Raw genomic sequence first — 13,571 nt, 5'->3', positions numbered from 1 at the left:
ATCAATGCACCAAGAAGAGAGAAGCGTTTGTAGCCATAAGAAAATGTATTGTTTGCTTCTTTATCACTGAGTTTATTTAAGCCCCAAGCAGTGCCAATGGATAAACTATCGCCCAAGTCATGCACTGCATCGGCCATTATAGCCGTGCTGTTTGTCAGCCATCCGCCTATAAATTCAATGATAGTGAATACGACATTCAAGAAAAATGCCCAGCCAATGCGTTTTGATGCGCTGTTATCACTGTGACTGTGGTTATGCATCGTTGATTTTGTCCAATATAGCTTGATTTTCAGCACTTACCGGTAGTCGTTTGAATGGACTGATATTCGTGCCACCTGTGTTCCCTTTGGGTACAAGGCCGATAGCGGTTTTGGTTGCAGCACCAATTATTCTTATTACTTGTCCAAAAACGGCTCTCCAATCTTTGTTTCGAAGACCATGTTGCAGCATTTTACAATGAATTAAACAATGATAATAAGTAGAGTGCTGACCAATTACATGTGCGTCCTCTAGTGTAGAAAATGCTTGTTTTTCATTATTATTTGACATTGCGCCCGAGTAGTCCGTCAATTTGGAGTCGATATGCGGCTTAACAGCTTGGTTGTATTTCATAGGGAGCTTCTCACATTGTCTTTAGACAGTTCATTGTTAAGCAATTCCTGCTTAGCGTCTTTTAGGATCATCCATGCCCCGCGTAGTACGACTATTGATACGATACAACCTATGACAATATCGGGTATCCGGCTATCAAGCCATACCACCAGAATACCAGCGATGATGACACCCATGTTGGCGATGACATCGTTGGCTGAAAAAATCCAGCTGGCTCGCATATGTACTTCGTCATTTTTATGATTACGAATAATTATCAAGCAAGCGACGTTTGCAATTAGTGCAATGAATCCCATTCCTATCATTAGTGATGAGATAGGCTCACTGCCCAAAAATAACCTTCTGGTAATATCAATGAGAATGATCACGCCCAGCAATAACTGAAAGTAGCCACTGATTTGCGCAGCTTTGGCTTTGTGAAGTATAGATTTACCCACAGCATAAATACCTATACCGTATACAACCGCATCCGCTAGCATGTCCATAGAGTCTGCTATTAAAGCAGTAGAGTCAGCCAAAATACCAACGGTCATCTCAACGAAAAACATTGTCGCATTGATGCCGAGCAGCCAATACAGAACCCGTTTTTGTGAGGCATCTTTGATTTCCACTTCACAGCCGCAACCACTCATTATTCAACTCTTATTCCCAAAACTATAGATACAGTGTAAAGTCTATACCAAGTATAGGGTCAACAGCACAAAGTCATATTTATGAAAATAGGTGAGCTATCAAAAAAAAGTGGGTGTTCTATTCAGACGATCCGTTTTTATGAAAAACAGGATTTGTTTGAGGCTTGCAGCCGCAGTGAAGGCAACTACAGAATTTACGACGCCTCATCGTTGAGAGCACTGCGATTCATTAAACAATGTCGCTCATTAGATTTGACCATAATAGAAATTAAACAGCTGTTAGATACAAAAAATAATCCCGATAAAAGTTGTTCTAGTGTGAACAATTTGATCCATCAACACATGGTTGACGTCACACATCGCATTGCAGAGCTTGAGGAGCTAAAGCTTACCTTATCTGACATGGCTTCGGCATGCACAGATGATAGAAAAGTTAAAGAGTGTGGGGTATTGCAGTTGCTTGAAGAGTAATACTCATATCTATCAGTCTTATAGTTTTAAACTTTCCTACGGTTTCATCATGGTTCAGATTAGGTAAAGTTACTAATACATAGTTTTCTTCCTTAATTCCATATATGGCAAGCACTCATCAATACTAATCAACTATATAGTTGCCTGCTTTCTTAGCACTGACAATCGTCATCCATTATAAATTGATGATCCACAATTCGCTTGAAGCTGACATTAGACAATAAATAGATGCGTCTGCTACCTTGGGAATAGCGGCCGGACGACTACGATTGGCCGAACGACCGTTGATCGCTCAAAGCCGTCCGTCGTGTCAGTCAGTATTTTTGCCGTTCGATTCATTAATTTGTTTGGTCCGCTTTGGGCGTTTTCCTGCACAGCAGTAAATTATTTGGAATTGCGATTGAAGCAAAGTAGTGTAAGATTTTTTTTAAAATAGACCGTTAACGTCACCAACTAATATGTAAACGTTCCAATGACCTTGAACAACGAAAATATTCTAGATGCAGTATCAGAATCATCTGAGCAAGATCTGCTTGATAAAAAGTGTTCAAATCTAATGACCAAAATTCACAGGAAATTGGATTTGAGAAATGCACCGATTAAAACAATCGTCCAGGTACTTGGCGTAACTCCCGGACAAGCCAGAAACCTTGCAAAAGGCAACATTGAAAAATTCAGTTTTTACGAACTTCAAACATTTCTACAGCGGCTGTCGTCTGATATTAAATAGGCGGGAAATTCTTGTTGAATGACTCGGGACGTGAAGCCGAAGTTGTTGTGTATAAATTAAAAAAGTACTTTATAACATCCCTTTGATTACAAAAATTAAATACTGATAGTTATTTAAAATGGAGGGCTGAGGAAAAAGTATATAAATTATTTGGACACGGTGTGGACACGGGCTTGAAACTTCGCTGAATTTGGTCACAAAGAGCAACGGTCATTGTGTATGTGGCGAGATAAATTGGTTTTGAGTTATAGGGGGAATTGCTATTTTAAAAATAACATTACAAATCAATAGTTTGGCGCACTCGGCGAGATTCGAACTCACGACCTTCGCCTCCGGAGGGCGACGCTCTATCCAGCTGAGCTACGAGTGCATCATTAGTTTTGTGAACAATTTGGCCGTTGTCCTCGGATGATACCACACAAAACGCCCGTTACCTCCGGAGGGCAGCGCTCTATCCAGCTGAGCTACGGGTGCATTTTGATAGTTAGCTAAAAACCCTGAGGTTTTTTGCGAGCGCTGATTCTAATGAAAACGGCGCTGATTTCCACTGTTATTTTACTATTCCGTCGATTCAAGGCTTTGTGTTGTGGCATTATTCACTTTGTAGTGTATTGCTATTGCTTGTTTACCAACTATTACTTCTTTTCACCAATTTTGTCTTGCTTTTCATGGGGCGTGAACTTGCTGCTAAACAAAATATGGCTTTAAAACAGCAGCTTTTGTCCTTGCTGCGGAATGATGATTTCTAAACCTAAATCATTAGCGTCATCCAGCTGTTGTTTGATCTTTGTTCTCGGGTTAGTGCCGCTGGCCATGGTGTATTTAATGTGGCTGATCAGTACTTTTAAATCACTTAAAGGTTTATCACCACCGACTTTTTGGGCGAGATGATGTAATTCTTGCATAAGTAATTCAGGGGTGAGGTGACCAAACAGCAGATTGTGCGGGCGTTCATTTTCAAATGAGGTTTCAACAATCATGCCGCGCAGGTTTTTATGTGTCATTTGCTTGGCAAGATAAGTCCAAATTGCGTCCAGCTTACCCTGTTTTTCTACAATGTCTGGGCCGGTATCACCAAAATAAACAAATAAATCGTTAGCGTGTTCGATCACGAAGGCGCTTGATTCAACAGGATGGCTCAAGCTAAAAGCGGTGACTTTTAATTGAGTGCCTTCGATGTCAATGGCTTGTTCTGGTGGTAGGTCTACGATGTGATATTTGTTTAATAAAGGAGGAATGCCACGGTCACTGAAATTGGCCCAGGCTTTGCCATTAAAATAGGTCTCACCAATCATGGCGTTGACTGAGGTCAAGGCATAGATATTTTTAGCGCTGTCTTCAGGTGAGGCCACAAGCATTCCATTGACATGATCTAGGTGGGCATGGCTAAGTAAATAAGCCTTAACATGGTGGCGTAAGATGTTACCTGCAGGCTGCCAATTCGCGTCATCATATAGGGCTAAGTCAGAAAATGCCCCTTGTTTTAGGCCTTCATTAATGCCGTTTACTAGGGTACCTGCATCTAAGGCAATGTAGTGAGTTTCTGTAAGTGAGCGCAGTAAAAAGGCGCTTAAATTACCATCTTCAATGCCGCCACTATCACCTAAGACCACCACTTCAAATGCGGGTGCGCTTAGACTGTCGGAAGCAGTTGGTTTAGACAACGTTTGAGCAGAAAACAACAGCGAGAAGCCTAATAAGCATCCCGCCTTTTGTATCATGTGACGCATTTGATTTTGCTTTTTATTACGCACCAGGTTGTGCCATGCTTTGTTTAAACAATGCCAGTGCTTGCAAGTTATCTTGCTGGGCTTCTTTTATCGTTGCCATTAAACGTAAGTCTTCTTGTTTATGGCCTAGTTTGATGGCTTTATTGAGGACCTTTTCCGCCAGAATTAAATCGTTAGCGTGGTAGGCCACATGTCCCAAGGTTGATAGCAATTCAACGTTATTTTCGTCATATTTAAGCCAGCCTTCGAGTTTTTTCAGGGCTCCATTTGGGTTGGGTAACTTAATTTGTTTGAATAAGGGGATCAGCAGAGCGTGAGGTGCTGATTTTTGGTATTCGACTAAGGCTTTTTCTGCCTCGCTGTGCATGCCTTGAGCGATAAGTTGTTGAATATAAGCGGCTTGCTGAGCGGGGTCTTTACGCACCGAGCGTGACGAAGCGAGCCAATTTTCAATTAATTTAGTGCCGCCTTCTTTGCTAGCAATCTCGGCAAATTGGCCCTTGCTGGCCTGTTGCATCATTAAGTCGTAATCAGGGCCAAGGGATTTTTTCCAGCTGGGCAATTTATCTTTTAATACTTGCCACTTACCGGCTTCAGCGAGCGCTTGCGCCCATAGTTTGATAATAAGGGCTTGGTTACGCTGTTTTTCTGGCAGGTTGGCAATTAATTCGAGCGCATTGTCGGGCTGTCCTTGTTGCAAGGCGTCGCGGAGCAAGCATTGATTGGCAGCAAGTGACGAGCTGCTAATTGCTGCCGCTTTGTGCCACAAGGCTTTGGCTTTTTGTGGTTCGCCTAGTTGAAGTTCAACTTGGGCGGCAGCTAATAAATTGATGCCATCAAAATCGTCATTTTCAATTTTGGCAAAAGCATTTCTGGCTTGCGGGTAGTCATTTTCTGCCATAGCAAGTAAACCACTTCTAAACGCTTTTTGTTTTTTGCGAGAACCAAAATTGCCAAACCAAGCACGTGAAGTCGAGGTGGCATTAAAACTGAGATTTATTATCCAATTAAATAAAAGCAGAGTAATAAATACCAGTATCAATGAGATCGCCAGTGACATAACGTTCATTTCTATGGCATAGCCATTAAACTCAATAAACACGTAACCACGATCGTCGAATATCATGGCGCTGACAACTAACATAATCAACAAGATGACAAATATCATACAGATTCGAATGAAGCTCTTCATAATCAATTATTCCCGTTAGTGAAACGGTTGCCTAAGCGATCATTAATAATATCTTGTAGTGCATTACTGGCGGTAAATTGTTGCGGATAAGTTTGCTCTACTTCGCTACTACGCAGACGCTGGAGGCTTTCAGTAAACTGCATCACATTGCTTTGAGTGGTATCAAAATGTTCATTAACTAAACGTAAAGCGTTGTTTAATTGCTCTTCAAATACCACAGACTGTTGTTGTAATAATGCTGTTTGAGCGCTGACTAAGGTAAATTTAAGCTGCTCTTTGACCAACCACTGTTGCTGCTCAGACATGAAGGGTTTGACTTCTGTGGTGATTTTTTTGACGCTGAAAAATCCTTTTAACACTTGGCTAATACTATTGACCAAGTTCGTGTACCAGTCGTTGTCATCATTGACGATGTCTGAACTTGCTTCTAGATCTTCAGGTTTTTGAAAAAAGGTGAGGGGTAAACTGGCCACTTGTTTGCTCAAGCCACTGATTTCGAGTGCTAAGTTGGTCGTCGACAGAGGATTCAGTTGTTGCAAAGTGTACATATCAGCAGCGAGTTTTTCTCGAACCATCAATAGACTGGTGTCGTTCATATCTTGTAAACGGCCATCAGCGGCTTGTAGCATCAGTAATGAGGTGGCAACATCATGTTCTAACCACAATTTACGTCCTGCCATGTTGAGTAAATAATTGGCTTCGGCAAGTAACCAATCTGCCGGTCGACGACCAGCAATTTCATTGACTTTATTCAGAGTGCTAGCAGCTTGTTGGCTATTTTGCTCAATGGCACTGGCCATCACATTTAAGCGATCTTGTTCGGCTTGGCTCTGCTGCTGCCAGTCACTTTGTACCAATTGATTAGCGGCAATGGATTGTTGAATTTCAGCTTGTTGTTTGGCTAAACTGCTTTCTTGTAGAGCGACAAATTGTTGTTGCGCTTCTGTTTGGTTTTGCCATTGCAGCCAGCCCCAATAAGCTGCGACGATAACGCCAGTTAGTAGTAATAAATTGAGAAGCGTAAAAAACCATAAAAAACCGGTTTTTGCTTTCGCTGCCACAGGCTGTGATTCTGATTTTTGGGTATTCATAGTTGGTTGTTTTGGCGGCGCTTGGTCGCCCATCCCAGTTGGTTTTTTGGTAGATGCCGTTGACTGACTTACTGACGCTGTTTTGCTGAGTTGTTTTTCTAAGTCTTCCAACATTTTTTGGTCTTTGGGACTCAGCTTGTCTTGATTATCTGCCATTCATTACTCCATAAAATTTTAGCCATCGCCTATGGGCGATGAGATGCAGCCTTGGCACTTTTAATGAGCGCTTGGTCACTAGCACTGTCACTTATTTGTACTTGCGTTATGCCAAACTGGTACGCAATATCTGCGGTTCGCTCACTGACAACGATCCAAAGTTTAGTCTGTAGCCAGCTCGCTGCATAGTGATTAAATGCGGCTGCAATCACTTCACCGCTGGTGGCAATAATGCATTGTATTTGTTCGTGATGCCATTGGCGAGTGCAAAAGGGCTTAGCTAAGGCGACTCTTTTATATAATGCCCATTCTCTTACCTTTGCGCCGCGTAGGGTCAATGTGTTTGCTAACAATTCTCTGCCGCCAAAACCTTTTATAATAATAACTGTTTTATCAGCTACATCATTGAGCATTGGTAGGGCTAATAAACCCTCAGAACGGGCTTCTGTTGGCACAATGGCAGTCAGTCCCGCCTGATTAAGTATGTCAGCGGTACTTTGCCCCACAGCAAAAAATTGTACCTGAGAAGGCCACATGGACTTAAATAATACACATTGCTCAGCGGCCACGGTACTGGTGACGATAACCAGTGACTGTGTACTTAACTGTGCAATATGGTGCGGCAAAGCGGCTAAGGCTTGTTCATCAAGTTCGGTATCAATCAGTCCACAAGCAACCGCATTTAGGCCCTCATTGGCAAAGGCTTGCGCACTGCTTACGCACTTGGCTTGTGGACGAAAAATTAAAAAACTCACAGCTAATTTGTTTGGTGTAAGGCGTTTAATATTTTAGCTGCACCTTGTGACAATAAGCTTTCTGCGATTTGTGTGCCTAAGCTTACTGCCTCAGCTACTGGCGCGCTGGCGCTTGCTTGTAACAGTGTTTGTCCATCGGGAGAACCAACTAAGCCGCGTAATCGAATTGTACCGTTGTCAATTTCTGCAAAGCTACCAATCGGCACTTGGCAACCACCGTTTAATCTTGCGTTCATGGCCCGTTCGGCAATGACTCGGGTCGCTGTTTCAAGGTGATTTAGCGGGGCAAGTAAGGCAATAAGCTCTTCATCATCATTGCGACACTCAATACCCACAGCACCTTGTCCTACTGCCGGTAAGCTTATCTCTGGCGGAATTTGTTGTTTGATGCGGTCATGCATCTCGAGACGAATTAAGCCCGCTGCTGCTAATATAATGGCATCGTATTCACCGGCATCTAGCTTGGCTAATCGGGTATTAACGTTGCCGCGTAAGTCTTTTATGATTAAATCGGGGCGCATTTTTCGTAATTGGCACTGACGGCGTAAACTCGACGTTCCTACAGTGGCATTGAGCGGTAACTCGCTCAGTTCTGAAAATTGATTTGATACAAAAGCGTCAAAAGGGTTTTCACGCTCACAAATTGCGTGTAATCCAAACCCGCTAGGAAACTCAACCGGAACATCTTTCATAGAGTGCACGGCAATATCTGCACGGCCTTCAGCCATGGCAATTTCAAGCTCTTTGATAAATAAACCTTTACCACCAATTTTAGCTAAAGGGGTGTCGAGAATTTTATCGCCTTGAGTACTCATAGGGACTAACTCTACGCTAATACCGGTATGTGTGGCCTCTAGTTTGGCTTTTACATATTCAGCTTGCCAGAGGGCGAGGGCACTTTTGCGGGTGGCGATACGAATTACACGGTGTGTCATTATTGTCCTTGTAGGGCGAAGAATGGCTGAATCAATGCCTTTTTAGGCTTTAGCGCATTTAAAATCTGGAGCAAAGTTTACCAAAAGCCGGTGCAAAGTTAAGGCTAATTTACGCTTAGCTACCAACATTATGGGCATAATTGCGCACAGGGGCGAACAGGCTCTTCTTTTGGAATGTTAAACTGTTGTAAGTTGGCTTGGATAAATGCGTGGTTTGCGTTTAACCACTGGTTAAATTGCTCGATAATTTCTGGGTATTTTATGGTTGATAATTGATGGCTAAATAGGTCTTGAGGCAAGGTGTTACTGTAAGTCAGTACGTGGTTTAGGCCTAAGGTGTTGAGATAATAATCGGCCACCGCTATATCCACATCTATGCCATCGACCAAACCATTCACCAAGTGTTTAATCAATACCTTAGTGCTCGAATCATCAAGAATACTCACTTCGCCTTTGATTATTTCTTCTCTCCATAGGGTGGGGTCGAATCCACTGATCATGCCCAAGCTATGGAAGTAAGTCTTCGGTTTATCTGAGTTTTCTAGGAGCACAACCGTACCGGCACGTAAGTAAAACAAAGGGTCGCTGTAATATTCTGCGTTGTGTTCAGTAGCTGAAGGTTGATGCCAGCGTTTATTGTCAGGGTACTTAAAATCAATGTCGTTTTCGTATAACCACTTAGAAAACTTTTTTACGGGTAGGGCAACATAGGTGAGGGTGTAACCGTTGTCAGCAGCAAACTTATCAAGAATCGTTTTACTTAACGATGTGTCGCTGCCCGTGTAATCAAAATAAGGATAATAGGCGATATCTTCGACACCGATAACTAAGTTTTTTGCCTGCTGGGCCTTAGCACTAAAGGCGCAAAGAAAAATAAGCAAACAGCTATAAAATGACAACTTGGCCAAAACGACACTAAATTTCAGCAACACATCTTTCCCTTAATTATTATTCTGCACATACGTCATAATTTTTCACAAGCTAATAGTTATAGATGGCTTTTTTACAATTGTCTTTATTACACCAGCCTTTGTTTATTAAGGGGTAAAAGAAAAGTGGGTAACAATCGTCCAGGTATACTACCCGAGGGCTTTTTACCCTGCAGCTTGGCTCCAAATTTTATGTAAAAATCGCTGGCGTTTGGATCACCCTGAATAAGCATGCTTGTATAACCCTGCTGCGTGGCGGTTTGTTTAGCGAGGTTGATAAGTTGTCCACCAATTCCTTGACCAATAGCGCTTGGTTCAACAAACAAGGCTTCAAGTTCTACTGTTGTTGTTTTTGAATGCGCCAAGACATAAAACCCCAGTATTTGGTGATGATAATAATCTAAGGCTTTAATAAAGGTATAGCTGCCAGAGGCAATGTGCTCTGGCAAATAAGTGAGTTCGGAGCGACACCGCTCAATAAACTGCTGATCATAGCCCCAGTAACCTTTTGAGCGCAGTGCGAGAGCACTTAAATGAGCCGCATCCTCAGGTTTGGCTAGTTGAAATTCGACTTGGGTAATCATACCTTATGGCCTGTCTGCCTCGATACATCGATAACGCCCTTCTCTAATGGCGCGAGTCGCCCTTATGCTAAGCGTTGTTGTAACCAAGCTGATATGTCGTTGAGCTCTTGCATACACACATTGTGCTGCATCTGATATTCATGCCACTCAACAGCATACTGGTTACCCTCTAGTACTTGGCGAGCAGCGTTACCCATTATCATTGGAACAACGTCATCATGTTGCCCGTGACCAATAAAAATAGGAGTTGATTTGTTGGTTTGTTTGGCCTCAGCGGCAAGCTTTTCAGGCTCACTCATGTAGCTTGAAAGTGACATGATCCCAGCCAGTTTTTTCTCAATTCGAGTGCCCAAATGCAATGCAATGACGCCACCTTGAGAAAATCCAGCTAAAACGATTTTATCGGCTGGAATGCCTTTGGCTATCTCAGCGTCAATCAATTGCTCGACTAAGGCAGACGATTCTAAAACGCCCTTACTATCTGCGCGATTATTAAAATCGAGACTGGTAATGTCATACCATGCGCGCATTTTCATGCCGTTGTTGATGGTAACAGGGCGTACTGGTGCATGAGGAAAAATAAAACGAACAGCCAACTCTTCAGGTATCATCAGTTCTGGCACAATTGGCGCAAAACCATTACCGGAGTCACCTAGGCCATGTAACCAAATAACTAGGGCTTTGGGTGGATTTGTAGGGTTTACTTCGACAAAATCTAGCACGTGTTCGCTCATTTAATTCTCTCGTTATGCTCTATTAAAGGTAACGGGTTGTCCCGCTTGTTTACTGGCTGCGTCATCTAAAAATGACCAAAACTCAAGGCCGGTACGTTCATCAATCCACAATCCATCTTTAAAATTAAAGTGATGGCCGTTGAATTTAGTGGCAACCCATAATTGCAGTAAAGGCGGCTGTTTATTGATAATAATTTTACTGCCGTTGGTAAAAATCATGGTTAGAATACTGCTCGCCGATTCATAATCAATATCGGCACCGCAGTCGTCTAACATTTCTTCAATATCGATCAACAGATCGTCTACCATCTGATGATATTGGCTTTCGTTCATAAGCATTCCTGATTATTGCTAAGGGCAGATGTTATCCAACATTTGGAGACACCCGCTATGGATCTGGCGACATTATGCTAACATTGCAACTTACCGCCGACACTTTATTTATTGAAACTAACATATTATGGCCCACACCTTAGGTAATTTATTTATATTAGCAGCGCCATCAGGTGCTGGAAAATCTAGCTTAATCAAAGCCTTATTACAAAAGCATAGTGAAACAGGCTTGCATAATAATGCCATGCAAGTATCGGTATCACACACTACGCGTGCCCCTCGGCCAGGTGAAATAAACGGTGAGCACTACCACTTTGTCAGCCGTGAAGAATTCCAAGCGCTGATCAAACAAGATGCGTTTTTTGAGTGGGCCGAAGTGTTTGGCAACTACTACGGCACTTCTAAAATCGTGATCGAACATACTTTACGTCAAGGTATCGATGTATTTTTAGATATTGACTGGCAAGGTGCTCGACAAGTTAAAGCGCAAATTCCTGACACCGCGACTATATTTGTCGCGCCGCCTTCTCAACAAGAACTGTTGCGCCGCCTCACTGACCGCGGCCAAGATTCTGCAGACGTTATCGATAAACGCATGCAACAAGCGGTGGCTGAAATTTCTCACTACCATGAATTCGATTACATTGTGGTTAACGATGAATTTGAAGCCGCATTGGCTGAGCTCGATGCCATTGTTACCTCGCGCCGTTTACGTAAAGAAAAACAAGTGATGCGTCATCAACAACTGTTTGAAAACTTACTCGCACCATAAGTAATAAGGGCTGGCGTTTTAATGCCAGTCCCTTTCCCAATCCTTAAATATTGCTTGATAGCCTCTTTGGCTCAACATACTACTTATCTCTTGAACTGAGCGTTCATCACTTATTTCAAACTGCTCAAGTGCCTTGCTTGGGTTGGCATAACCGCCCGGTTGAGTTGAACTGCCTGCACTCATATGCGTGATCCCAAGGGGAATGAGATGGTTGCGCATGGGGGCACTTTCTCGAGTCGATAAGCTGATCTCAAGGTGAGCGTTAAATAGCCTAAAAGCACAAATAAGCTGCACTAAGCCGCTATCACTTAGCACAGACTTTGGTTGAATGCCGCCCACACAGGGCCGTAAGCGCGGTAAAGAGATACTTAATTTACTGCGCCAATAGCGGTTTTCTAAATGTTGAAGATGATAGCCCATCATCAATGCATCAAGTCGCCAGTCATCTAAACCGAGTAAAACCCCTAAGCCAATTTTGTCTATACCCAACTCGCCAAGCCTGTCGGGACTAGTGAGCCGGTAGCTAAAGTCCTGTTTTTTACCGCGGGTATGATGTTGAGCATAAGTCACTTGGTTGTATGTTTCCTGGTACAACATGACACCGTCTAAACCAAGCAGTTGCAAACTTGCGTAGTCCTGACTCGAAAGTGGCTGTACTTCCATATTTACCTGACTAAAGTGTTGCTTAATGGTGGGCAGAACTTGGCAAAAATAGTCAATGCCGACCTTGCTTTCATGTTCGCCAGCCACTAACAGCACAGAATCAAACTTGTTGCGTTTTAATATGTCGATCTCTTTGTTTATCTCCGCTAAATTCAGGACTTTTCGCTTGATTTTATTACTCATGGTGAAGCCGCAATAGTCACATTCGTTAGCGCATAAGTTGGACAAATATAGCGGAATAAACAGGTTAATGGTGTGTCCAAAGCGCTGTTGGGTCAGTTGTGACGCACGCTGAGCCATGGTCTCTAGGTAGGGTTGGGCCGCTGGCGACAGCAAGGCCATAAGTGCCTGAATATTGCCTGCCGGATTATGTAATGCTTGCTCAACTTGAACAGGTGTGGTGGCATAAAGTGCGAGGCGCAGATCCACTTGGTCAAGCTTTGCAAAAACGCTATCAAAGTGCATTGAGTCCTCCTTGATGCTCCTGATTTTCCCGTAAAAAACCTGTTAGCGGACTAGTGTGTTGGGCATGTTGGTACACCTGACCTAAACCTGCTTCATAGGCCATTCTGCCGGTTTCAACCGCTTGTTTAAAACACTGGGCCATTTGCTGCGGCGAGTGACTTGAAGCAATCGCGGTATTGACCAGTACAGCATCAGCGCCTAACTCCATCGCTGCGGTGGCATCGGATGGGCAGCCGATACCGGCATCAATGACGACCGGAACCGTTGATTGCTCGATGATGATCTGTAAAAAAGCTTTGGTGACTAAGCCTTGATTGCTGCCAATAGGACTAGCGAGGGGCATGACTGCCGCGCAACCTAAGGCTTCAAGTCGGCGACACAAAACAGGGTCTGCGTGTACATAGGGCAATACCACAAAGCCTTTTTTAACTAGCGCTTCAGCCGCAATTAATGTCTCGATTGGATCAGGTAATAGGTACTTTGGGTCTGGGTGTATTTCTAATTTCACCCAATCAGTGGCAAACATTTCACGACCAAGCTCAGCGGCAAATAGCGCTTCTTTGGCGGTTCTGGCACCTGAGGTATTCGGCAATAATTTAATGCCTGTTTTTTGCAGTGGCAGCATGAGATTGTCGGTGTGGCTGTGCCTGTCGATGCGTTTCATCGCCAGCGTTACCAATTCAGAGCCAGAAGCGTGTAAGGCATCTAGCATAGTTTGACTGTTGGCAAACTTGCCTGTGCCACAAAATAAGCGGGAGTTAAACGTGTGATCAGCAATTTTTAACAT

At 43.3% G+C, this 13,571-nt stretch carries 16 protein-coding genes and 1 tRNA gene; 2 read left to right on the top strand and 15 right to left on the bottom strand.

What is annotated here, in order from left to right; genetic code table 11:
* The 3 genes from ACEN2L_RS20145 to ACEN2L_RS20135 form a co-directional block, all read right to left on the bottom strand.
* A partial coding sequence (locus tag ACEN2L_RS20145) for a cation transporter (RefSeq protein WP_441745885.1) occupies positions 1-260 on the bottom strand: 260 nt, incomplete at its 3' end.
* Positions 253-612 carry a DUF3703 domain-containing protein gene (locus tag ACEN2L_RS20140; RefSeq protein WP_441745884.1) on the bottom strand — a complete coding sequence of 120 codons (360 nt, stop codon included), beginning with the start codon at positions 610-612 and terminating at the stop codon, positions 253-255. The genes ACEN2L_RS20140 and ACEN2L_RS20145, both read right to left, overlap by 8 nt.
* Positions 609-1,244, bottom strand: coding sequence for a cation transporter (locus ACEN2L_RS20135; protein WP_441745883.1), 636 nt, complete (start codon positions 1,242-1,244; stop codon positions 609-611). The genes ACEN2L_RS20140 and ACEN2L_RS20135 overlap by 4 nt, the downstream gene beginning before the upstream one ends.
* Positions 1,245-1,325: 81 nt before the next feature.
* Between ACEN2L_RS20135 and cadR the strand changes: the two genes are divergently transcribed.
* The gene (cadR, locus tag ACEN2L_RS20130) at positions 1,326-1,715 is read left to right on the top strand and encodes a Cd(II)/Pb(II)-responsive transcriptional regulator (RefSeq protein WP_441745882.1); all 390 of its coding nucleotides are present in this window, start codon (positions 1,326-1,328) and stop codon (positions 1,713-1,715) included.
* A gap of 1,023 nt (positions 1,716-2,738) precedes the next feature.
* Here cadR and ACEN2L_RS20125 read toward each other — a convergent pair.
* The 10 genes from ACEN2L_RS20125 to cyaY form a co-directional block, all read right to left on the bottom strand.
* Positions 2,739-2,815 (bottom strand) — tRNA-Arg (locus ACEN2L_RS20125).
* A 334-nt stretch (positions 2,816-3,149) separates the two neighbouring features.
* A complete protein-coding gene (locus ACEN2L_RS20120) occupies positions 3,150-4,175 on the bottom strand; it encodes an MBL fold metallo-hydrolase (RefSeq protein ID WP_441745881.1) in 1,026 nt (341 codons plus the stop codon).
* A gap of 16 nt (positions 4,176-4,191) precedes the next feature.
* Positions 4,192-5,367: a heme biosynthesis HemY N-terminal domain-containing protein gene (locus tag ACEN2L_RS20115; protein ID WP_441745880.1), complete on the bottom strand. Its 1,176-nt coding sequence runs from the start codon at positions 5,365-5,367 to the stop codon at positions 4,192-4,194.
* Positions 5,368-5,369: 2 nt separating this feature from the next.
* Positions 5,370-6,614 carry a uroporphyrinogen-III C-methyltransferase gene (locus ACEN2L_RS20110; RefSeq protein WP_441745879.1) on the bottom strand — a complete coding sequence of 415 codons (1,245 nt, stop codon included), beginning with the start codon at positions 6,612-6,614 and terminating at the stop codon, positions 5,370-5,372.
* A 29-nt stretch (positions 6,615-6,643) separates the two neighbouring features.
* Positions 6,644-7,369 carry a uroporphyrinogen-III synthase gene (locus ACEN2L_RS20105; RefSeq protein WP_441745878.1) on the bottom strand — a complete coding sequence of 242 codons (726 nt, stop codon included), beginning with the start codon at positions 7,367-7,369 and terminating at the stop codon, positions 6,644-6,646.
* Positions 7,370-7,371: 2 nt separating this feature from the next.
* Positions 7,372-8,304 (bottom strand): hydroxymethylbilane synthase, encoded by a 933-nt coding sequence (hemC, locus tag ACEN2L_RS20100; RefSeq protein WP_441745877.1) that lies wholly within the window; start codon positions 8,302-8,304, stop codon positions 7,372-7,374.
* A gap of 128 nt (positions 8,305-8,432) precedes the next feature.
* Entirely contained in the window at positions 8,433-9,236 is an 804-nt protein-coding gene (locus ACEN2L_RS20095; protein WP_441745876.1) for a hypothetical protein, read from the bottom strand.
* An 86-nt stretch (positions 9,237-9,322) separates the two neighbouring features.
* A complete protein-coding gene (locus ACEN2L_RS20090; RefSeq protein ID WP_441745875.1) occupies positions 9,323-9,817 on the bottom strand; it encodes a GNAT family N-acetyltransferase in 495 nt (164 codons plus the stop codon).
* A 62-nt stretch (positions 9,818-9,879) separates the two neighbouring features.
* A complete protein-coding gene (locus ACEN2L_RS20085; RefSeq protein WP_441745874.1) occupies positions 9,880-10,551 on the bottom strand; it encodes an alpha/beta hydrolase in 672 nt (223 codons plus the stop codon).
* 12 nt (positions 10,552-10,563) lie between these two features.
* Positions 10,564-10,884: an iron donor protein CyaY gene (gene cyaY, locus ACEN2L_RS20080; RefSeq protein WP_306020843.1), complete on the bottom strand. Its 321-nt coding sequence runs from the start codon at positions 10,882-10,884 to the stop codon at positions 10,564-10,566.
* 127 nt (positions 10,885-11,011) lie between these two features.
* On the opposite strand from cyaY, the gene gmk reads away from it, so the two are divergent.
* Positions 11,012-11,656 (top strand): guanylate kinase, encoded by a 645-nt coding sequence (gene gmk / locus ACEN2L_RS20075; protein ID WP_306020841.1) that lies wholly within the window; start codon positions 11,012-11,014, stop codon positions 11,654-11,656.
* Positions 11,657-11,674: 18 nt separating this feature from the next.
* Here gmk and thiH read toward each other — a convergent pair whose 3' ends face one another.
* Entirely contained in the window at positions 11,675-12,784 is a 1,110-nt protein-coding gene (gene thiH, locus ACEN2L_RS20070) for a 2-iminoacetate synthase ThiH (protein ID WP_441745873.1), read from the bottom strand.
* Positions 12,774-13,571: a thiazole synthase gene (locus tag ACEN2L_RS20065; RefSeq protein ID WP_441745872.1), complete on the bottom strand. Its 798-nt coding sequence runs from the start codon at positions 13,569-13,571 to the stop codon at positions 12,774-12,776. Before ACEN2L_RS20065 ends, thiH begins: the two co-directional genes overlap by 11 nt.

The sequence above is a fragment of the Flavobacterium sp. W21_SRS_FM6 genome (genome assembly GCF_052119645.1).
GTDB lineage: Bacteria > Pseudomonadota > Gammaproteobacteria > Enterobacterales > Alteromonadaceae > Paraglaciecola.
This window is presented reverse-complemented; position numbering and strand designations above follow the sequence as displayed.

What these genes read in the sequence shown, in the direction of transcription:
- ACEN2L_RS20140 (WP_441745884.1), bottom strand. Translation starts at nt 612, where the DNA reads ATGAAATACAACCAAGCTGTTAAGCCGCATATCGACTCCAAATTGACG.
- ACEN2L_RS20135 (WP_441745883.1), bottom strand. Translation starts at nt 1,244, where the DNA reads ATGAGTGGTTGCGGCTGTGAAGTGGAAATCAAAGATGCCTCACAAAAA.
- cadR (WP_441745882.1), top strand. Translation starts at nt 1,326, where the DNA reads ATGAAAATAGGTGAGCTATCAAAAAAAAGTGGGTGTTCTATTCAGACG.
- ACEN2L_RS20120 (WP_441745881.1), bottom strand. Translation starts at nt 4,175, where the DNA reads ATGCGTCACATGATACAAAAGGCGGGATGCTTATTAGGCTTCTCGCTG.
- ACEN2L_RS20115 (WP_441745880.1), bottom strand. Translation starts at nt 5,367, where the DNA reads ATGAAGAGCTTCATTCGAATCTGTATGATATTTGTCATCTTGTTGATT.
- ACEN2L_RS20110 (WP_441745879.1), bottom strand. Translation starts at nt 6,614, where the DNA reads ATGGCAGATAATCAAGACAAGCTGAGTCCCAAAGACCAAAAAATGTTG.
- hemC (WP_441745877.1), bottom strand. Translation starts at nt 8,304, where the DNA reads ATGACACACCGTGTAATTCGTATCGCCACCCGCAAAAGTGCCCTCGCC.
- ACEN2L_RS20090 (WP_441745875.1), bottom strand. Translation starts at nt 9,817, where the DNA reads ATGATTACCCAAGTCGAATTTCAACTAGCCAAACCTGAGGATGCGGCT.
- ACEN2L_RS20085 (WP_441745874.1), bottom strand. Translation starts at nt 10,551, where the DNA reads ATGAGCGAACACGTGCTAGATTTTGTCGAAGTAAACCCTACAAATCCA.
- cyaY (WP_306020843.1), bottom strand. Translation starts at nt 10,884, where the DNA reads ATGAACGAAAGCCAATATCATCAGATGGTAGACGATCTGTTGATCGAT.
- gmk (WP_306020841.1), top strand. Translation starts at nt 11,012, where the DNA reads ATGGCCCACACCTTAGGTAATTTATTTATATTAGCAGCGCCATCAGGT.
- thiH (WP_441745873.1), bottom strand. Translation starts at nt 12,784, where the DNA reads ATGCACTTTGATAGCGTTTTTGCAAAGCTTGACCAAGTGGATCTGCGC.
- ACEN2L_RS20065 (WP_441745872.1), bottom strand. Translation starts at nt 13,571, where the DNA reads ATGTTAAAAATTGCTGATCACACGTTTAACTCCCGCTTATTTTGTGGC.